Annotated in this window: 17 protein-coding genes and 1 pseudogene; 10 read left to right on the top strand and 8 right to left on the bottom strand. The window is 71.7% G+C overall.

The features are described 5' to 3' along the window. Window positions 1-602, top strand: a 602-nt coding sequence (locus tag HGBR_RS17930; RefSeq protein WP_019159743.1) for a methyltransferase, incomplete at its 5' end; no start/stop codon positions are given. Between the two features lie 162 nt (window positions 603-764). Beyond that, window positions 765-3,449 (top strand): aconitate hydratase AcnA, encoded by a 2,685-nt coding sequence (gene acnA / locus HGBR_RS12805; RefSeq protein WP_019159742.1) that lies wholly within the window; start codon window positions 765-767, stop codon window positions 3,447-3,449. A gap of 104 nt (window positions 3,450-3,553) precedes the next feature. Here acnA and HGBR_RS12800 read toward each other — a convergent pair whose 3' ends face one another. Together HGBR_RS12800 and HGBR_RS12795 are read right to left on the bottom strand one after the other, a co-directional pair. After that, window positions 3,554-3,859, bottom strand: a complete 306-nt coding sequence (locus HGBR_RS12800; protein WP_019159741.1) for a CorA family divalent cation transporter — start codon at window positions 3,857-3,859, stop codon at window positions 3,554-3,556. Window positions 3,860-4,023: 164 nt separating this feature from the next. Beyond that, the gene (locus HGBR_RS12795) at window positions 4,024-5,517 is read right to left on the bottom strand and encodes a DUF5129 domain-containing protein (RefSeq protein ID WP_019159740.1); all 1,494 of its coding nucleotides are present in this window, start codon (window positions 5,515-5,517) and stop codon (window positions 4,024-4,026) included. A 121-nt stretch (window positions 5,518-5,638) separates the two neighbouring features. Here HGBR_RS12795 and dxs point away from each other — a divergent pair, with 121 nt between their 5' ends. Next, window positions 5,639-7,537 carry a 1-deoxy-D-xylulose-5-phosphate synthase gene (gene dxs / locus HGBR_RS12790; RefSeq protein WP_019159739.1) on the top strand — a complete coding sequence of 633 codons (1,899 nt, stop codon included), beginning with the start codon at window positions 5,639-5,641 and terminating at the stop codon, window positions 7,535-7,537. 50 nt (window positions 7,538-7,587) lie between these two features. Here the strand turns inward: dxs and HGBR_RS12785 are convergent, their stop codons facing one another. Together HGBR_RS12785 and HGBR_RS12780 are read right to left on the bottom strand one after the other, a co-directional pair. After that, window positions 7,588-8,790 (bottom strand): HRDC domain-containing protein, encoded by a 1,203-nt coding sequence (locus HGBR_RS12785; RefSeq protein ID WP_019159738.1) that lies wholly within the window; start codon window positions 8,788-8,790, stop codon window positions 7,588-7,590. Further along, window positions 8,787-9,401 carry a DUF3000 domain-containing protein gene (locus HGBR_RS12780; RefSeq protein WP_019159737.1) on the bottom strand — a complete coding sequence of 205 codons (615 nt, stop codon included), beginning with the start codon at window positions 9,399-9,401 and terminating at the stop codon, window positions 8,787-8,789. Before HGBR_RS12780 ends, HGBR_RS12785 begins: the two co-directional genes overlap by 4 nt. A gap of 139 nt (window positions 9,402-9,540) precedes the next feature. On the opposite strand from HGBR_RS12780, the pseudogene HGBR_RS21165 reads away from it, so the two are divergent. From HGBR_RS21165 to hemQ, 4 genes and pseudogenes are all read left to right on the top strand, one after another. Continuing rightward, window positions 9,541-10,068, top strand: a pseudogene (locus HGBR_RS21165) (flavin reductase family protein); the annotation flags it as partial. Window positions 10,069-10,191: 123 nt separating this feature from the next. Next, a complete protein-coding gene (hemE, locus tag HGBR_RS21160) occupies window positions 10,192-11,241 on the top strand; it encodes a uroporphyrinogen decarboxylase (RefSeq protein WP_026077585.1) in 1,050 nt (349 codons plus the stop codon). A gap of 2 nt (window positions 11,242-11,243) precedes the next feature. Beyond that, window positions 11,244-12,737 carry a protoporphyrinogen oxidase gene (gene hemG / locus HGBR_RS12770; RefSeq protein ID WP_019159735.1) on the top strand — a complete coding sequence of 498 codons (1,494 nt, stop codon included), beginning with the start codon at window positions 11,244-11,246 and terminating at the stop codon, window positions 12,735-12,737. Between the two features lie 141 nt (window positions 12,738-12,878). Next, window positions 12,879-13,589, top strand: coding sequence for a hydrogen peroxide-dependent heme synthase (gene hemQ, locus HGBR_RS12765; RefSeq protein WP_019159734.1), 711 nt, complete (start codon window positions 12,879-12,881; stop codon window positions 13,587-13,589). A gap of 81 nt (window positions 13,590-13,670) precedes the next feature. On the opposite strand, the gene HGBR_RS12760 is transcribed toward hemQ, so the two are convergent. Together HGBR_RS12760 and msrB are read right to left on the bottom strand one after the other, a co-directional pair. Further along, entirely contained in the window at window positions 13,671-14,297 is a 627-nt protein-coding gene (locus HGBR_RS12760; RefSeq protein WP_019159733.1) for a GNAT family N-acetyltransferase, read from the bottom strand. Next, window positions 14,294-14,716, bottom strand: coding sequence for a peptide-methionine (R)-S-oxide reductase MsrB (gene msrB, locus HGBR_RS12755; RefSeq protein ID WP_019159732.1), 423 nt, complete (start codon window positions 14,714-14,716; stop codon window positions 14,294-14,296). The genes HGBR_RS12760 and msrB overlap by 4 nt, the downstream gene beginning before the upstream one ends. Window positions 14,717-14,817: 101 nt before the next feature. Here msrB and HGBR_RS12750 point away from each other — a divergent pair, with 101 nt between their 5' ends. Then, complete coding sequence (locus tag HGBR_RS12750; RefSeq protein WP_019159731.1) at window positions 14,818-16,056, top strand: alpha/beta hydrolase family protein; 1,239 nt, start codon at window positions 14,818-14,820, stop codon at window positions 16,054-16,056. Window positions 16,057-16,199: 143 nt separating this feature from the next. Beyond that, on the top strand, window positions 16,200-16,589 hold the full coding sequence (locus HGBR_RS12745; protein ID WP_019159730.1) for a hypothetical protein: 390 nt from the start codon (window positions 16,200-16,202) through the stop codon (window positions 16,587-16,589). A 30-nt stretch (window positions 16,590-16,619) separates the two neighbouring features. Here HGBR_RS12745 and HGBR_RS12740 read toward each other — a convergent pair whose 3' ends face one another. Together HGBR_RS12740 and HGBR_RS12735 are read right to left on the bottom strand one after the other, a co-directional pair. Then, on the bottom strand, window positions 16,620-17,447 hold the full coding sequence (locus HGBR_RS12740; protein WP_019159729.1) for a dihydrofolate reductase family protein: 828 nt from the start codon (window positions 17,445-17,447) through the stop codon (window positions 16,620-16,622). Further along, window positions 17,444-18,331, bottom strand: a complete 888-nt coding sequence (locus tag HGBR_RS12735; RefSeq protein WP_019159728.1) for a L,D-transpeptidase family protein — start codon at window positions 18,329-18,331, stop codon at window positions 17,444-17,446. Before HGBR_RS12735 ends, HGBR_RS12740 begins: the two co-directional genes overlap by 4 nt. A 114-nt stretch (window positions 18,332-18,445) precedes the next feature. Between HGBR_RS12735 and HGBR_RS20240 the strand changes: the two genes are divergently transcribed. After that, on the top strand, window positions 18,446-18,905 hold a 460-nt coding region (locus HGBR_RS20240), incomplete at its 3' end, for a hypothetical protein (RefSeq protein ID WP_040365109.1).

The following is an 18,905-nucleotide window of genomic DNA, read 5'->3' as shown; positions in this document are numbered from 1 at the left end:
GCCGCAACCGCGGCGGCGGCGCGGCCGTGCCGCTCACCCTCCACACGGGAAGCGGCTCCGTGACGGAGTCCGTCCCCGGCCTCGGGCGCAGTCTGCGGGTCCGCGGCGCCGGCTTCTGGCAGGTGCACCGGGATGCAGCCGCGCTCCTCACGGACGCGGTGCGGTCCGCGGTGGGCGAGCCGGGCGACGGGCAGGTGCTCGACCTCTACAGCGGTGCCGGGCTGCTGGGCATCGCGCTCGCAGAGGACGGTCACCGCGTCCTGGGCATCGAGGGGTCGGCGGAGGCGGTCGAGGACGCGCGGGCCAACGCGCACGGTCTGGACGCGCGGTTCACCGCGGGACGGGTCGAGGCGGCGGCCCTCGTGGCGGACGCCCGCGTCGCGGTGCTGGACCCGCCGCGGGCCGGCGCCGGTGCGGCGGTCGTGGACGCCCTCACGGCCTCGGCGGTCGAGCGGATCGTCCACGTCGCGTGCGACGGGGCCACGCTGGCACGCGACCTGCGCCGGCTGGCGGACGGCGGGTTCCGGATCGACTCCGTCCTTGCGCACGACCTCTTCCCGCTCACGGGGCACCTGGAGTTCGTCGCGGTGCTGAGTCGCTGACGACCGGGCGCGCGGCGCTGAGGAGGGGCCGAATGGCCGCGTGGGCTGGGACACGATAGAATGTATCTTGACATCAAGATACTTTACGGAACATCCGGCTTGCCTAATTCGGCCAGCGGGGTTCCCGCCGAGTGTCGCGAGCTGCTGAAGAGGAGAAACACGTTGAGCAACGTCGACAGTTTCAAGTCCAAGAGCACGCTTGAGGTCAACGGCAAGGACTACGAGATCTTCCGCCTCGATGCGGTGGAGGGCTCGAAGAAGCTCCCGTTCAGCCTCAAGGTGCTCCTCGAGAATCTCCTGCGGACGGAGGACGGCGCGAACATCACGGCCGACCACATCCGCACCCTGGGCTCGTGGGATGCGTCGGCTGAGCCCAGCCACGAGATCCAGTTCACTCCGGCCCGCGTCGTCATGCAGGACTTCACCGGTGTGCCGTGCATCGTGGACCTCGCGACGATGCGCGAAGCGGTCAAGGAGCTGGGCGGCGACCCGGACAAGGTGAACCCGCTGGCGCCGGCGGAACTGGTCATCGACCACTCCGTGCAGATCGACTCGTTCGGCAACGCGAACGCGATCGAGCGCAACATGGACATCGAGTACCAGCGCAACGGCGAGCGCTACCAGTTCCTGCGCTGGGGCCAGACCGCGTTCGACGACTTCAAGGTCGTCCCCCCGGGCATGGGCATCGTCCACCAGGTCAACATCGAGTACCTGGCCCGCGTCGTCATGCCGCGCGAGGTCGACGGCGTGCTGCGCGCGTACCCGGACACCCTCGTGGGCACCGACTCGCACACGACGATGGTCAACGGCCTGGGCGTCCTGGGCTGGGGCGTGGGCGGCATCGAGGCGGAGGCCGCGATGCTGGGCCAGCCGGTCTCCATGCTCATCCCGCGCGTCGTGGGCTTCAAGCTCACCGGCGAGATCCCGTCCGGCGTCACCGCGACGGACGTCGTCCTCACGATCACGGACATGCTCCGTCAGCACGGCGTCGTGGGCAAGTTCGTCGAGTTCTACGGCAAGGGCGTCTCCGCTGTGCCGCTGGCCAACCGCGCGACGATCGGCAACATGAGCCCCGAGTTCGGCTCGACCGCCGCGATGTTCCCCATCGATGACGTCACGGTCGACTACCTCAAGCTCACGGGCCGCTCGGAGGAGCAGATCGCTCTCGTCGAGAAGTACGCCAAGGAGCAGGGCCTGTGGCACGACCCCGAGGTCGAGGTCGAGTACTCCGAGTACCTCGAGCTCGACCTGTCGACGGTCGTCCCGTCGATCTCCGGTCCCAAGCGCCCGCAGGACCGCATCGAGCTCTCCGACGCGAAGTCGCAGTTCCAGAAGGACATCCACAACTACTCGCAGCCCGGCGAGGAGGCGAAGTCCGCTCCGGTCTCGATGCCCGACGGCCGCGAGTTCGAGCTGGCCAACGGTGCGGTCGCGATCGCGTCGATCACGTCCTGCACCAACACCTCGAACCCGTCCGTCATGATGGCGGCGGGCCTCGTGGCGCGCAAGGCGCGTGAGAAGGGCCTGCAGTCCAAGCCGTGGGTCAAGACGTCGATCGCTCCCGGCTCCAAGGTCGTGACGGAGTACTACGAGAAGGCCGGCCTGATCCCGGACCTCGAGGCGCTCAACTTCTACATCGTCGGCTACGGCTGCACGACCTGCATCGGCAACTCGGGCCCGCTCGAGGACGAGATCTCGCAGTCCATCCAGGACAACGACCTCTCCGTGTCCGCCGTGCTGTCCGGCAACCGCAACTTCGAGGGCCGCATCAGCCCGGACGTGAAGATGAACTACCTCGCGTCCCCGCCGCTCGTCATCGCGTACGCCCTGGCCGGCACGATGGACTTCGACTTCGAGTCGCAGCCGCTGGGCAAGGGCTCGGACGGCGAGGACATCTACCTCAAGGACATCTGGCCCTCCCCGGAGGAGGTCGAGTCGCTCATCGAGTCGTCGATCAGCACGGACATGTTCACGTCCGAGTACGGGTCGATCTTCGACGGTGACGCCCGCTGGCAGGAGCTGGACACCCCGTCCGGCAACGTCTTCGAGTGGGACGACCAGTCGACCTACGTCCGGAAGCCCCCGTACTTCGAGGGCATGACGCTCGAGACCACCCCGGTCGCGGACGTCTCCGGCGCGCGCGTGCTGGCGAAGCTGGGCGACTCGGTCACAACCGACCACATCTCCCCGGCCGGTTCGTTCAAGGCGGACACCCCAGCGGGCCGCTACCTGGTGGAGAACGGCGTCGAGCGCAAGGACTTCAACTCCTACGGCTCGCGTCGCGGCAACCACGAGGTCATGATCCGCGGCACGTTCGCGAACATCCGCCTGCAGAACCAGCTGCTGGACGGCGTTCAGGGCGGCTTCACCCGTGACTTCACGCAAGACGGCGGACCGCAGACGACGATCTACGACGCGTCGGTCAACTACCAGGCCGCGGGCATCCCGCTGGTGGTCCTGGGCGGCAAGGAGTACGGCTCCGGCTCGTCCCGCGACTGGGCGGCCAAGGGAACGAAGCTCCTGGGCGTCTCCGCCGTCATCGCGGAGAGCTTCGAGCGCATCCACCGCTCGAACCTCATCGGCATGGGCGTGCTGCCCATGCAGTTCCCCGCTGGCGAGAACGCGGAGTCCCTGGGCCTGGACGGCACGGAGACCTTCGACATCTCCGGTGTGACGGCGCTCAACGACGGCACGACCCCGTCGACGCTGCACGTGACGGCCACGAAGGAGGACGGCTCGACCGTCGAGTTCGACGCGGTGCTCCGCATCGACACGCCGGGTGAGGCGGACTACTACCGCAACGGCGGCATCCTGCAGTACGTGCTGCGCCAGCTGGCGACCGCCTGAGCGGACGCACGCGGTTGCGCGTGAGGCCCGACTGATCGGTCCGCGCACGAGGCCCCCATCGGATCCACGGATCCGATGGGGGCCTCGGCCTGTCCGCGCGGACCTCAGACGGAGCGCGTCAGGCGCCGGACGAGGAGCAGGGTCCCGATGGTGAGCGCGGCGGGGACGACGAGGCCGAAGAGCAGGAAAGCGGTCAGCCCGCCCACGCGGTCGGTCAGCCACGGGAAGTTCATGCCGAAGAACCCCGTCGTGAGGGTGAGCGGCAGGAAGATCGTCGCGACGAGCGTGAGCCTCTCGGAGACCACCGTGTCCTGCTCGTTCAGCACGTCGCCCAGCATCGCGTAGAGGCGCGCCGCCTCGAGTGCCTCCTCGTCACCCACGATCAGCAGTCCGGCGTCGCGTGCGTGCACCCGCAGGGGATGCTGCTGCCTCTGCGGCCCAGCACCATGAGCACGAGGCTCACCTGACCGTCCGTGACCGTCACGGCAGGGCGCCGATGAGATTGCGGGTGCGCCGGCGGCAGGTGCAGACCCAACCGCACGGCCGCCTCCCGCTCATGACGTATCCGTCCCGCTCAGAACCGCGACGAACTGCCGGAGCCGGAGAATCCGCCGCCGGATGACCCGAAGCTCGTGTTCGATCCGCTGGACCTGCTCGCCGACTGCCGCGCCTTCTCCGCGGCCTGGTGACGGCGGGTGCCGGAGGTGTAGCCGATCGCGAAGGCCGTGGGGGAGTAGAACGACGGGCGATCGTAGAAGCCGGTGATCGATCGCGACCGAGCGCTGCGTCGTCGCCGCTCCTGCATGATCGCCTTGTCGACGTATCGTGCGTGCGACCGGTTCGACGGCATCGCGGCCGCCTCGATCGCCTGCATGCGGCGGGTGAGCTCCGCCCGGATCCCACTGATGCGTTCGAGGCACTCCTCGATGTTCTCCCCGCCGCCCCGTGTACCCTGCTCGCGAATGTCGTCGAGCTGCGCGAGGGCCTGCGTGCAGAAGGCCGCCAGTTCGCCGGCCTGCGCGGCTCCCGCGCGCCTGCGGATCGTGTCGCTGTCGCGCGCCTCCTGCAGGTGCTTCGCGGTCTCCTCGACCTCGTCCTGCCAGACCTGCTCCCACTGGCCGTCCGCGGAGTAGAGGGACGTCGCGCGCTGCACGACCCCCGTCGATTCACCGATGTCGCCGGCCTCGTCGTTCAGGCGCTTGATCCTGCTCCACAGGGACACGTTGGCTGCGGTGACCGCCCAGCGCGAGGAGTCGGCGATGGCATCGCGCTCGTCGAGCGTGCGGTCGTACTGCCGCAGGAGCGAGGCGGCGGTGTTCCGCACCTTCCCACCGAACCCATGGTCCAGGATGAACTCCGTCGCGGACACGGTCGCATGCACGTTCTCCGTGGTCCGGGTGAACCGATCCGCGGCCTCCGCGAAGCGCACCCGCATGATCTGGACGCCCGCCGCGTTCGCCAGCGCCAGGCCGGCCAGCACCAGCGGCAGCACGAGTGAGATCCCCGCCCTCGTCCATGCGGGCCTCGCCATCTCACCGGCCGCCGCATCCGCGATCGCGACGAGGCCGTCCTCCCAGCTGCGGTTCCGGAAGTCGTCGTAGCCCTGCTCCCGCAGCTTCTTCTGCTCGCTCACGGGTTCGACCTTCACGTCCTCACCGAAGTGGGTCGCGATCTGGCCGGAGCCGACGGTGTCGTCCTGCTCGACGTTGAGGGCGAGCAGGAAAAGGCCGTCGGCCCATTTCCTCCCGTCCGGGGAGAGGAGGTCCTTCTCCGGCTGCGAGCGTGCCCACTCGAGCGCCTCCGCGTTGATGTTGTCGCTCGGTTCGCCCTGGCGGGTCCAGACCACGATGCGCACGGGAGCATACGTCCGCAGCTCACCGATCGAGTCCTCGAGGCGGATCGGGTCGACGACACCCGCGTCGTCGGTGACCTCCACCTGCTCCACCGGCGACCCCGGCCGGCCCAGCAGCGACAGTGCGATGGCGGCGAGGACGCACACGAGTGCGACGGCCGCGGAGACGAGCGTCGCCCCGCGGGCGGTCCGCGTGAAACGGTCGGTGGCGGTCAACGGCACTCCTCTTCCCGATGGACTGGTGAGGACATCGTCGCACGGGCGAGTCCGGGACGGTGCGCCCGATGGCACCCGCTAGCATGGGCTGTCATCCGTCCACCGTTGGGAGCCGCTTACGATGACCTTCCTGGAGTCCGTCTCCTCGCCAGCAGACCTCAAGCGCCTGTCACCGGCGGAGTGCGAGGTCTACGCGAAGGAGATCCGCGAAGAGCTGGTGGCGACCGTGTCGCGGACGGGCGGACATCTGGGACCCAACCTGGGCGTCGTCGAGCTCACCCTGGCGCTGCACCGCGTGTTCGACAGCCCCAAGGACACTCTCCTGCTGGACGTGGGGCACCAGTCCTACGTGCACAAGATCGTGACCGGTCGGGGGGATCGGTTCGACACGCTGCGACAGCAGGGGGGACTGTCCGGCTACCCGTCCCGGGCGGAGAGCGAGCACGACGTGCTGGAGAACTCCCACGCCTCGACCTCGCTGTCGTGGGCGGACGGGATCGCGAAGGCCCACCGCGTCCGTGGCGAGCACGACCGCTGGGTCGTCGCCGTCATCGGCGACGGGGCGCTGACCGGCGGAGTCGCCTGGGAAGCCCTCAACTCCATCGCGGCGGACACGACCCAGCCGCACCGCAGGCTCGTCATCGTCATCAACGACAACGGGCGCTCGTACGAGCCGACCGTGGGCGGCCTCTCAGCCCACCTGGACTCGCTGCGCGCGTCCAACAGCTACGAGCGCCTCCTGTCGTGGGGCAAGGAGCGTCTCCAGCAGTCGGGTCCGCCCGGACGCGCCGCGTACACCGCGATGCGCGGCGTCAAGCGCGGGCTGCGCGACATGACGTCGGAGGGCGGGACCGGCATGTTCGATGCACTGGGCCTCAAGTACATCGGTCCCGTCGACGGGCACGACCAGGAGGCGGTCGAGCGCGCGCTGGCACTGGCGAAGGACTACGAGAACGGCCCCGTCATCGTGCACACGGTCACGAAGAAGGGCTACGGGTACGGACCCGCCGTCGCGGACGAGGCGGACCAGTTCCACGCGGTGGGGGTCATCGACCCGGTCACGGGAGTGCCCGCGGCCCGCAGCGGCCGGTCGTGGACGAGCGTGTTCGGCGACGCGATCACGGAGATCGGCCGCCGCCGGGACGACGTCGTGGCGATCACCGCCGCGATGCTGCAGCCGGTGGGTCTCACCCGGTTCCGCGAGGAGTTCCCCGACCGCACCTACGACGTGGGCATCGCGGAGCAGCACGCGGTCGCCTCTGCAGCGGGACTCTCGTACGGCGGACTCCACCCTGTCGTGTGCCTGTACGCGACCTTCATGAACCGCGCGTTCGACCAGCTGCTCATGGACGTCGCACTGCACCGGCAGGGCGTCACGTTCGTGCTGGACCGTGCAGGGGTGACCGGACCGGACGGTGCCAGCCACCACGGCATCTGGGATCTGGCGCTGCTCCAGATCGTGCCGGGGCTGCGGCTGGCCGCGCCCCGCGACGCCCAGCGACTCGTCGAGGAGCTCGAGGAGGCGGTCGCCGTGGACGACGCTCCCACCGTCGTCCGGTTCTCCCGCGGTGACGTGGGTGACGAGGTCGTCTCCCTGCGCCGGACGGACGACGGCGCGGACGTGCTGGCAGAGGTGCCGGAGGAACTGGAGCAGGACGTGCTGATCGTGTCCGTGGGCGCGCTGGCGGATCGGGCGCTGGCCGTCCGCGAACGGCTGGCGCAGGAAGGGATCGGTGCCACCGTGGTCGACCCCCGGTGGGTGCTCCCGGTCCCCGAATCCGTGCAGGACCTGGCCCGTGAGCACCGCCTGGCCGCGGTCATCGAGGACGGGATCCGCACCGGTGGGGTGGGATCGCGACTGCGTCAGGAGCTGCGGGTCGACGGATCGACCGTGGGCGTCGTGGAACTGGGAGTGCCGGACGTGTTCCTGCCGCAGGGCAGCCGCGACGAGATCCTCGCGGTCGCGGGGCTCACCGTCGAGGACATGACCCGGCAGATCCTCGAACGCCTGCAGCACTGAGCGCCGGGGTCTCCGGAGCGACCGGCGCCCGCACGCCCGGTCTCGGGGACTCAGGCCTCCATCGCGCGGGCGGCCCGCACGAGGACCGGGACGGACAGCTCCCGCTGCCACTCCCGCGCACCCTGGTCCCGCAGATACTCCTCGAGTAGATCCTCATCACCTGGGTCCTGCAGGGCGGCCGCCGCGCGGACCAGTGCAGGCTGCAGCAGCAGGTCGTGGGGGATGCGCGTCGACTCGGACAGGTCGTACATCGCCTGCTTGAGCACCTGGGTCCGCTCCTTCACGAGCGCACGGTCCAGCTTGGGACCGGTCGGGGCGGAGGAGCGGGTCCTGCGGGGCAGGTCGCCGTCCCGCAGGGAGTCGGCCCGCTGCAGGGCCTCGGCCCAGCGCTGGGCGTGACGCCGGGTGAGCCGACCGGTGCCCAGGGCGCGGAACACGTCATCAGCGGTGCGCACCCGGTGCTGCGCCAGGGCGACGATGTCCCGATCCTTGAGGATGCGGCTGGGCGCGGTGTCCGCCTCGCGGGCGACCCGTTCGCGCGTCTCCCAGACCTCGCGGGCCCGGGCCAGCTGCCGGGGATTGCGCAGGGTGCCCAGGCCGTGCATCCGGCGCCAGGGCTCCTCATGGACGACGGGCGCGAAGGCCAGCAGATGCTCGAACTCCTGCTGCGCGAATTCCGCGAGGCCGCGGGCATGCAGCTGCTCGTCCAGGCGGTCCGCCACGTCGAGGAGCACCTCGACGTCGAGTGCGGCGTACGAGAGCCACGACTCCGGCAGCGGACGCGTCGACCAATCCACCGCGGAATGCTCCTTCGCGAGGCGCACGCCCACCGTCTCGCCCACGACGGCGGCGAGCCCGAACCGGTCGAAGCCCAGGAAGCGTGCGGCCAGCTCCGTGTCGAAGAGCGCATCCGGGGTCATGTCGAGATCCGCGAGGCACGGGAGGTCCTGCGTCGCCGCATGCAGCACCCATTCGCTGCCGCGCAGTGCGCTGTTGAGCGGCAGCAGGTCGTCGAACGGCTCCGGATCGATGAGCAGCGTGCCCACGCCCTCGCGGCGCAGCTGGACGAGGAAGGCCCGCTGACCGTAGCGGAAGCCCGAGGCCCGCTCCGCATCCACGGCGACTGAACCGGTGCCGGCGGCCAGGGCCTCGGCGGCCCTCTGCAGGGCGCGGGGGGTGTCGATGACGTCTGGGACGCCGTCCGCGGGGGATTCGAGGAGGGGCAGGGATTCGGGTGCGTCGGACGAGCTCACCGGCGCCTCCCCGGCAGCGCCGTGACGCCGGGTGGCAGCGGCGGCAGGCCCGCGATGGTCGTGAGCAGGTCGATCCAGGCGTCGAAGTGGTCGACGATGTCCTCCGGCTCACCGAGGACCGGGGTCCACGAGGCGCGCAGCTCCAGGTCGATCGTCGAGGGGCGGGCGGCGAGCGTGCCGAAGCTCTCCGACAGGACGCGGGTGGTGGTGCCGCCGGCGGCCACCAGCTCGCAGTCGTGGCCGGCCAGCGCATCGGTCAGCCACGACCAGGCGACGGCGCCCAGCATGGCCTCGTTGCCCATGTCGTGCCCCATCTCCGCGCGGACGTAGGACACGATGCGGAAGTCGCCCTCCCACTCGTCCTGGCCGTCCGGGTCGTGCAGGACGACGATTCGGCCGGTCGCCAGCTCGTCGATCTCCTCGCCGGTCGCACGCTGGAACGAGGAGTCCGCATGGACCTCCGCGCCGATCGCGGTGGCGAAAGGGGCCAGCTTCGAGGGTGCGCGGATCGCGGACACGGACACGTGCGGCACGTCCGAGACGTCGGACAGCACGTCCGTGATGCGGGAGAATGCCGCGGGGACGGGATTGAGCGGGGACAGTGAAGCCACGCGACCACGATAGAGCGTGGGATGCGCCACGCACAGGACCCACGCCGCAGCGAGGAGGAATAGAACCGGGGGAGTGCGGCATTCACCCACCAGGACGACGGGTGCGGGCGGACGACCCGCGCGGGCGGAACGGAGGACGATGACAGCGTCGACGACACAGGGGACACCGGGCGGCGACACGGACGGGCAGGTCCGGTCGGAGCAGCGGCAGGAGGCGCTCAGCGCGGACTTCCGTGCGGCGTTCCGCCACCATCCCGGCGGCATCGCGATCATCGCGGCGGCCGGTGAGTCCGGTCCTGTGGGCATGACCGCCTCCAGTGTGGCGAGCGTGTCCGTGACGCCCACGACCCTCCTCTTCTCCCTCATGCGCTCCAGCCGGTCGGCCGTCGCGGTCCTCGCGGCGGACGCGCTGAGCGTCAACCTCGTGAACTCGTCGCACGCGGAGCTGGCCCGCGCGTACGCGGACTCCCGGGCGGACCGGTTCACGCCGGACCAGGGGTGGGAGTACCTGGAGGACGGCACGCCGGTGCTGGGCGACGCATCCGCTTCCCTCATCGGCCACGTGACCCACACCGTCGAGCTGGGCGAGGCCGTCGTCGTCGTGGCGGAGATCACAGACGTGCGCCGCGGTGAGCCGGGCGACGGCCTCGTCTACCGCAACCGCGCATTCCACGTCCTCGAGGAGTCCGGGCAGGACCGATCCGCCCGCGATGACCGCGGGATGAGACCGGACGTATCGAGCGCTCCGCACGGTTCTCACCCCACCAGCGGGTCTGCGAGACTGGGGCCCATGAACACGACTCTCGTCTCCGCCGCTCAATCGGAAACCGTCAGCCGGACACCCGTGTGGTTCATGCGGCAGGCGGGCCGGTCGCTCCCGGAGTACCGCGAGCTGCGCGAAGGCACGACGATGCTGGGCGCCTGCCGGACGCCGGACCTCGTGTCCGAGATCACCCTGCAGCCGGTGCGGCGCCACGGGGTGGACGCCGCGATCTTCTTCTCCGACATCGTCGTGCCGCTCGAGGCCGCCGGGGTGTCGGTCGAGATCGTGCCCGGCACCGGTCCCGTCATCGAGCACCCGGTCCGCACCCGCGCGGATCTGGACCGCCTCGAGGACCTCACCCCGGATGCGATCACGGACATCGCGGAATCGATCCGGCGCGTGCGCGCGGAACTGGACGCGAAGCACCCGGACACCGCTCTCATCGGCTTCGCCGGCGCCCCCTTCACCGTCGCGAGCTACCTCATCGAGGGTGGCCCCAGCCGCAACCACGAGAAGACCAAGGCCATGATGCTGGGCGACCCCCAGCTGTTCTCCGACCTGCTGGCGAAGCTGGGCCGGATGTCCGCGACCTTCATCGACGTGCAGGTCAGCGCGGGCGCGCAGGCGTTCCAGCTGTTCGACTCGTGGGCGGGGTACCTGTCCGCCGCGGACTACCGCCGCTTCGTGCTCCCGCACTCCGCCGCCGTCTTCTCCTCGCTGTCGCACCACGCCGTCCCCGCCTTCCACTTCGGCGTGCAGACGGGCGAGCTGCTGACGGACATGGCGAGCGCCGGCTGCGACGTCGTGGGCGTCGACTTCCGCGTCGACCTGGCGGACGCGTCCCGTCGGGTACGCCCGGGCCAGGCCCTGCAGGGAAATCTGGACCCCGCACTCCTCTTCGCCCCGTGGGACGTGCTGCGCCCCCGGATCGAGGAGATCGTCCGCGCCGGACTGGACCATCCCGGCGGCCACGTCTTCAACCTGGGGCACGGAGTGCTGCCGACGACGGATCCGGCGATCCCGGGTCTCATCGTCGAGGAGGTCCACCGGGTCTCCCAGCAGCTGCTGAGCGCCTGACGGTGACCGCGCGCACGCTCGCCGTCGTGGGCGGGGGGATCTCCGGTCTGGCGGCCGCGCACCGCGCGGCCCGGCACGGCCTGCGGGTGACCGTGCTGGACACGGGGGACACTCCCGGCGGCTGCCTGTCCCGGACCGGTCTGGACGGTCTGCTGCCCGGGGGCGCGGACGAGGGGGCGGAGGCCTCGCTGGCCCGCCGCCCGGAGACCCGCGCTCTCGTCGAGGAACTGGGTCTCACCCCCGTCCACCCCTCCCGCGCCCACGGGTCCCGGCTCGTGACCGACCGGGGTCCCGTCGCGATCCCCGCGGGCACCCTCATGGGCGTGCCGGGGGACCCCGAGGCGCTGCGCGGGGTCCTGAGCGATGCCGGGGTCGAGCGCGTCCGCGCGGAGGCCCTCACCCCTCCGACCGTCGAGGACGTGTCCTGCGGCGACTTCCTGGCCGCCCGGTTGGGCGACGAGCTGGTCGACCGCGTCGTCGACCCGCTGGTGGGCGGCGTGTACGCCGGCCGCTGCCGAGAGCTGTCCCTGTCCGCGACGATCCCGGCCCTGGTGCCGGCAGCGCAGCAGGGCACCTCCGTCCTCGCGGCGGTGGCTGAGATCCTCGCCGCCCGCATCCGCACGCACGGCGCGGACATCCCGGGAGCGGGCGCTCACGAGCCTCGCACCGGTGCTGCGCGAGACCGCGACACCGCCGCCGAGGCCGGGGCCGGGTCGAGTGCACCGCCGCCGGTCTTCCTGTCGCTGGCCGGCGGCATCAACAGGCTCATCGCCGCCCTCGCGGACTCGATCACGGACCACGGGGGTGAGGTCCGCACGGGCACCCCGGTCCGCGCGATCGTCCCGGGCGGACGGATCCGCACGGATGCGGGCGACCTCACCGCCGACCAGATCCTCCTCGCCGTTCCCGCGCATGCCGCGCGAGCGCTGCTGACTCAGGAGGCAGGCGCGGGCCAGGAGGCGCAGGCACACCTGGCTTCTCTGCTGGACCGCATCCCGTATGCGAGCTCCGCGGTCGTCACCGCGGTCCTCGAGGATCGCGACCGCCCGCTCGAGGGCTCCGGACTGCTGGTGCCCGCGGACCTGGGCGGACTGCTCAAGGCCGCGACCCACTCGTCCAACAAGTGGCCGTGGCTCGAAGACGCGCTGCCCGCGGGCCGGCGGGTCATCCGCATGAGCGTGGGACGCCACGGCGACGAAGCGTGGCGGGACCTGACGGATGGGGAGCTCATCGACCGGGCGCTGGGGGAGTGGCGCGACCTCACCGGCTGGGACGGCGCACTTCTCCATGCGGAGGTGAAGCGCTGGATCCGCGCGCTGCCGCAGTACGCACCCGGACACTCCGACCTGGTGCGTCGGATCGAGACGGCCGCGGCCGCGGTCCCCGGCCTGTCGCTCACCGGCAGCTACCTGGACGGCGTGGGCATCCCCGCCTGCATCGGACGCGCGCAGGCAGCGGTCGACCGCCTCGTCGCGCACTCCGCACCGCCCGACTGACCGGCACCCCCGGCTGGCCGGCACCCCCGGCTGGCCGGCACCGCCCGACTGACCGGCACCGCCCGAACCCCGGGTCGATCCCCCCCCGATCGTTCCGACCCACCCGACCCCACCGAACCCCACCACACACAGGAGGAATCCGTGAGCGAGTACACGCAGCCCACCCCGGAGCAGGTCGAGCAGCTCAACGCCCAGATCCGCTATGTCGCCTACTCCGTCTACGCCTCTGTCGAGGAGCTGGGCGACGCCGACCGCCAGGCCATCGCCGCCGAGGTCCGCGAGGCGCTGGCCCCCCTCGAGGCGCAGGGCCTCGTGGTCCGCGGCACGTACGACGTGTCCGCCTTCCGCGCGGATGCCGACCTCCTCGTGTGGTGGCACGCACCCAGCTCCGAGCTCATCCAGGAGGCCTACGCGGCCCTGCGGCGGTCGCGCCTGGGCGCCGCCCTCGAATCCGTGTGGTCGGTCATGGCGGTCCACCGTCCCTCGGAGTTCAACAAGTCGCACCTGCCGGCGCTCCTCACGGACCCCGTGCCCGGCGACTACATCTGCGTCTACCCGTTCGTGCGCTCCTACGACTGGTACCTGCTGCCGCCGGAGGAGCGCTCGCAGATGCTGCGCGACCACGGCATGGCGGCGGCCGGCTACAAGGACGTCAAGGCGAACACCCTGTCCTCGTTCGCGCTGGGCGACTACGAGTGGATCCTCGCGTTCGAGGCGGATCAGCTGGACCGGATCGTCGACCTCATGCGCGACCTGCGGGACACGAAGGCCCGTCTCCACGTCCGCGAGGAGATCCCGTTCTTCACGGGGCCGCGTCGCGATCTGGCGGACATCCTCGCCGGCTGGCGCTGAGCCACACCCGCCGCCGCTCACAGAGAGACGACGCCCGCCCCACCGCAGCGGTGGGGCGGGCGTCGTCGTGCGGGGCTGGTGTCAGACGTGCGTCGCGTCGCCGGGACGGAACATCGGCAGGTGCGGGATGCCGTCCTCCAGGAACTCCGGTCCGGACACGCGGAACCCCGCGCGACCGTAGTAGTCGCGCAGGTGCGACTGCGCGTTGAGGGTGAGGTCCCCGTGCCCGAACAGGCGGACGACCTCGTCCAGCAGACGGCGACCCAGGCCTCGGCCGCGGCCGTCCGGTGACGTGACGACCCGGCCCACGCTGCGGGCGCCGTCCCGGGCGGCGGGGCCGTCCGCGACCTCGAGCGGCAGGATCCGGGCGTAGGCCAGCGGTTCCGAGCTCCACCCGCCGGTGCCGCCGTGCGCGTCCGGGGCCGGGCGCGGGCCCGGCTCGTCCGCTGGCAGCAGCAGGTGCTGGGTGCCGGGCAGCAGGTCGAGACCGTCCATGTCCGTGTACAGGCACTCCTGCTCGACGACGAACACGCGACTGCGCAGCTGGAGGATCCCGTACAGCTCGAGGGGGCTCAGCTGGTCCGTGCGGGCCAGGACCCACCCGTCCGGTGTGCGGGTGCGGACCGTCGCCGAGGCCGTCGTCGCCTCGACCGCGCCCGTCACCTCCGCGGCTTCCGCGGCCTCTGCGGTGTGCGGCGCCTGCGTCATGCGCTCGCGTCGGGGGTGAGGCGGAGGCTGATCGAGTTGATGCAGTAGCGCAGGTCCGTGGGGGTGGGGAAGCCCTCGCCACCGAAGACGTGTCCCATGTGCGAGTCGCAGGCCGCGCAGCGGACCTCGACGCGCTCCATCCCCATCGTGGTGTCCTTGATGTAGCGGACGCGGTCCTCGGCCAGCGGCGCGTAGAAGGACGGCCAGCCGCACGCCGCGTCGAACTTGGTCTCCGAGCGGAAGAGCTCCGCCCCGCACGCGCGGCACGTGTACACGCCCACGGTGGGGTCGTTCTCGTACTCGCCGCTGAAGGGCCGTTCCGTCCCGGCCTCGCGCAGGACGTGGTACTCCTCCGTGCTGAGGATGTCGCGCCACTCCTGCTCGGTGCGCTGGGCAGATGCGGTGGGGGTGTCGGCCATGGTGGGCTCCTTCCCGGTCGACGAGAGTGCTCCTCAGCCTAACCGCGACGCGGCGCGATGTGTTCCGATCACGTCACCGCGGACCGGTACGATCGGGAGGCATGAGGGACGACAGGTCACGCGAGCCGGGACTCAAGGACCGCGCACTGCGCACCGCGATGCTGGCCGGGGCCGTGGCCGCCGGTGCCGGTGCGCTCGTGTCCATCGCCTCGTCCGGTCTGGCCGTCTACTTCGCCCGCCGGATCGTCGTGCCGGAGAACCAGCCGGAGGACCTCGACATCCTCCACGTGTCCGGATTCGACGACGACCTGGTCGTCCAGCTGCCCGTCACGGACGACACGATCCTCCCGGGCCGGTACGGGCTCCTCTTCGACAGCGGTCGGGGGCTGGCGCAGATCGGAGAGATCCTCGAGTACGACCCGGCCTCGCAGACCGTCGCACGCCGCGTCCTCTCCGTCATGGCCGGTGACCTCCACTCTGCCCGCCGAGGCCGCTGGACCGGGACCGTCTTCACCCACCCCTCGCAGCTGGGGTTGCCCTACGAGGACATCGTCCTCACCTCGGACGTGGGCGAGCTGCCCGCCTGGCTGCTGCCCACCACGGCGGATGAGCCGCTGGACACCTGGGCGATCCTCGTCCACGGGCGCGGGGCGACGCGTGCGGAGGTGCTGCGCGCCGGTCACGTGCTCGATTCGATCGGAATGCCCTCGATCGCGATGTCCTACCGCAACGACGCCGAGGTCCGCGAGGGCGACCGCTCCCGGTACGGACTGGGGGACACGGAGTGGTTCGACGTCGACGTCGCGATCGACTACGCGCGGTCCCACGGGGCCCGGCAGGTCGTCGTGTTCGGCTGGTCGATGGGCGGGGCGATCGCGTTCCAGGCCGCCTCCCGCGGACGCAACCGGTCGTTCATCGCGGGCCTGGTCCTGGACGGTCCAGTGGTCGACTGGCACGACGTGCTGGACAACCAGGCGCGGCTCAACTACCTGCCCACGCCCATCGCGCGTCTCACCCTCGACATGATCACCCGGCCGTGGGCCCGCTCGATCACGGGACTGGAGACGCCCATCGACCTGGAGCGGCTGGACTGGGTCACTCGGGCGGCGGAGCTGGACAAGCCAGTCCTCCTCATCCACTCCGATGACGATCAGTTCGTGCCGTCCGGGCCATCGCACGCTCTGGCCCGCGTCCGCTTCGACCTCGTCACGATGCCGCAGTACGACACGGCCGCCCACACGAAGGAGTGGAACGTCGAGCCCGAGCGCTGGGAGGACGACGTCGCGAGCTTCCTCGAGTCGAAGATCGACCTGCACGGCACCCGGCGCAGGCGCGCGTGACGACACCACCGGGGCCGCCCCCGGGATCGCAGCCCGGGCCGCCTCACGGGCCGCAGTCGGGGCCGCCGCAGGGACCGCCTCCGGGGTCTCCGCCGTGGCCACCTCAGGGGCCTGCCGCAGGACCGCCGGCCCGCCCGCCCGCCGTGCGCCCGGCGACGAAGCCCGCAGAGCCCACCGGCTGGGCTGTGGTGGGCCTCATCCTCGCCTGTCTGGCGATCCTCGTGGGTCTGGTGGTGGGTGGGCTGACGCTCCTGTACGCCGGTTTCACCCTTGTGACCGGTGCGCCGGGGCACGTCCAGCTGTCCGCGCTGCGGTTCGCCCACCAGTACTCCCTGCCGTCGGTCGGACCGCTGGCGCTGGCCGGCTGGATCCTGTCCTTCGTCGCCGTGCGTCGCGGTCGGCGGACCGGCGCACGCGGGGGACGGCGCCTCGCGATCACAGGCCTCGTCCTCAGCAGCGTGTGCCTGGTGATCCTCGTCCTGGGACTGCCGCTGCTGCTCGTCGAGCCCTGCTTCGACCTCTACTGCGACTGACCGCTCGCGGCGTCACCCGCTCCAGCCGCGTCACTCCGGCAGGGGCAGCCCCCACCGCTGCAGCAGCGTGGATCCATCCGTCACGAGGCTCAGGAGGGTGAGGGAGCCTGGGTCCAGCGAGCCGCCGCCGGCCAGCAGTCCGCGCGGCGATCCGTCCGGCGGCGGACCGGCCAGCAGCGGCGAGACGGTGAGGCACAGCTCGTCGACCGCACCCGCCGCCACCCAGTCGGCCAGCAGGTGGGGGCCGCCCTCGTGCAGGATCTCGCGGCAGCCGCGCGCCCGCAGGTCCGTGAGCACCGCGGCGGGCTCCACCGGCCCGTCGTGCAGGACGAGACCCTCCGCGCCCAGTCGGTCGCGGATCTCGCGGACGCGCTCCGGCGGGCACGCGTCCGCGGAGGCGTGGGCGACGACCGGCCCCGTGCCCTCTTCGTCGAGCCGGTCCAGATCGACCCGCCCCGAGCGTGAGACGAGCACCAGCAGCGGGACCGGGCCCTGGCCTCGGTCGCGGCGGGCCTCCGCATGGGCGGGGCGGGCGTGCAGGCGGGTGTACCGCTCCGCCCGCGCGGTGCCGGCCCCCACGACGACGGCGTCCGCGAGCGCCCGCAGGACCCCGAAGACGCGCTTGTCAGCCGGCGACGAGATGGCCCGCGAGAGTCCCGTCTCACCCACCACCTGACCGTCGACTGTCGTGACCATGTTGACCCGCACCCAGGGGCGGGACGGATCCGCAGCGTCGAGTGCGATGCGGGGGGCGGCGGACCGGTCGGCGCACAGCGCGACGAGGTCCGGTTCGCCCGGTGCCGGCGGCAGCGGGCGGTGGTGGGGCAGCAACTGGGTGAGGGGGGTGCCGGTGCTCACTGCGCCAGGAACTCCTCAGAGCCCATCGCGATGTGGGGCACGGCATCCGGGTCGAGCGTCGTGAGGAGGAGGCGCATGTCCTCCTCGTCCAGCGCGACGCAGCCGCGGGTGGGACTGCCGTGCTCCACGTGCAGCCAGATCTTGCCGCCGGCGTCCCAGCCCAGGGGGCGGGTGTTCTCCGTGGGCGCGACACCCGTCCTGCGGTTGTAGTCGATGGCGATGACGTAGTCGAAGACGTTCGCGTACCCATCGCCGTAGACGGCCTCCGCACCGCTGCGCAGGCCCTCGTCGCGGTAGTAGGGCAGCTGCGAGCCGGGGTCCTCGAGGTAGCCGCCGGCGTCGCTGAGGCTGAAGACGCCCGCCGGTGTCGTGCGGTCGCCCTCCCGGCGGTCCTCCTTCCACCCGTTGGCGCCGTTGCGGCCGGTCATCGTCGCCGTGCGCTCCCAGCCGTCGTCGGCGCGCTCCCACAGGCTCAGTCGCGTCTGGGTCGCCTCGTCATCCGCGCCCGAGGCCACGAGCACCTGGTCGGTCTCCTCCGGTATCCGCGCGGCGGTCTCCGTCCCCAGCCCGGTCGCCGGGTCGGTGAGGGAGGGGACGTGGGTGGCTGCGGCCTCGGCGTCGTCGTCCGTGCGGTGTCCGCCGGCCGGGGCCGAGGCGCCGGCCGTGGTTCCGGCTTCTGCGCCGGCGACACCGTCCTGCGGGGCGGGCGTCTGCTGGCGGGGTGTGCTGAACTGCTGCGCGACCCGCTGGGCCGGGGCGGAGAACCCGCCCCCGTCGTCCGACTGCGGGGCGGGGGAGGCGACGGCCGTCGTGCCCGGCGCCAGCAGACCGGCGCACAGGATCGCGCCCGCGAGCGTCCGGAGGGCCGGTGACAGGGTCGTCATGGGGCCAGTCTGTCAGGGGCGACAGTCCGAGTCACGGATGACACTCGACGGTTCGCGGGCGCAGAGTTCGCTGAGAATCGGAAAGCGGGTGCCTCGTCGTAAGATGTCCGCATCATGTCGATCCCTCCACCGCCCCAGCATCCGCCGCCGCGCCGTCAGCCGCAGGCCGCGGAGGATCCGTCGCTCACGACGCAGATCTTCCTCGACCAGGCGAAGGCGGCGACCGCCGGCGCGTCCGGACGCGAAGGAGCCGATGCGGGCGACGGAGGGCAGGGCACGACCGCCGGCGCCCCGCAGGGAGCGCACCGGGAGTCCGCGCCGCAGTCACCGCGCACGCCGGATCCGGTGGAGGAGACCCCCGCCCAGGAGTCGACGCAGATGATGTCGATGGAGGAGCTGCGCGCACTGGCCGCGTCGTCGCACATCGACGAGATCGACGGTGCGCGCGAGCAGCAGTCGGCCGCCTCCGCGTCGTGGGCGACGCCGCAGGACGATGCGCGGGCGCAGTCCGCCGCGCCCCCGGGCGTCTTCACCCCGGTCGTGCGGCATGCGCCGTCCCACGGCCCGGGCGTGC

The organism is Brevibacterium senegalense, assembly GCF_000285835.1.
GTDB classification, from domain to species: domain Bacteria; phylum Actinomycetota; class Actinomycetes; order Actinomycetales; family Brevibacteriaceae; genus Brevibacterium; species Brevibacterium senegalense.
Note: the sequence above shows the minus strand (reverse complement) of the source record. Positions and strands in the feature narration are given on the sequence as shown.

Excerpts from the sequence above, each read along its gene's own strand:
- HGBR_RS12760 (WP_019159733.1), bottom strand. The coding sequence starts at position 14,297 with ATGACGCAGGCGCCGCACACCGCAGAGGCCGCGGAAGCCGCGGAGGTG.
- hemE (WP_026077585.1), top strand. The coding sequence starts at position 10,192 with ATGAACACGACTCTCGTCTCCGCCGCTCAATCGGAAACCGTCAGCCGG.
- HGBR_RS12735 (WP_019159728.1), bottom strand. The coding sequence starts at position 18,331 with ATGACGACCCTGTCACCGGCCCTCCGGACGCTCGCGGGCGCGATCCTG.
- HGBR_RS12750 (WP_019159731.1), top strand. The coding sequence starts at position 14,818 with ATGAGGGACGACAGGTCACGCGAGCCGGGACTCAAGGACCGCGCACTG.
- msrB (WP_019159732.1), bottom strand. The coding sequence starts at position 14,716 with ATGGCCGACACCCCCACCGCATCTGCCCAGCGCACCGAGCAGGAGTGG.
- dxs (WP_019159739.1), top strand. The coding sequence starts at position 5,639 with ATGACCTTCCTGGAGTCCGTCTCCTCGCCAGCAGACCTCAAGCGCCTG.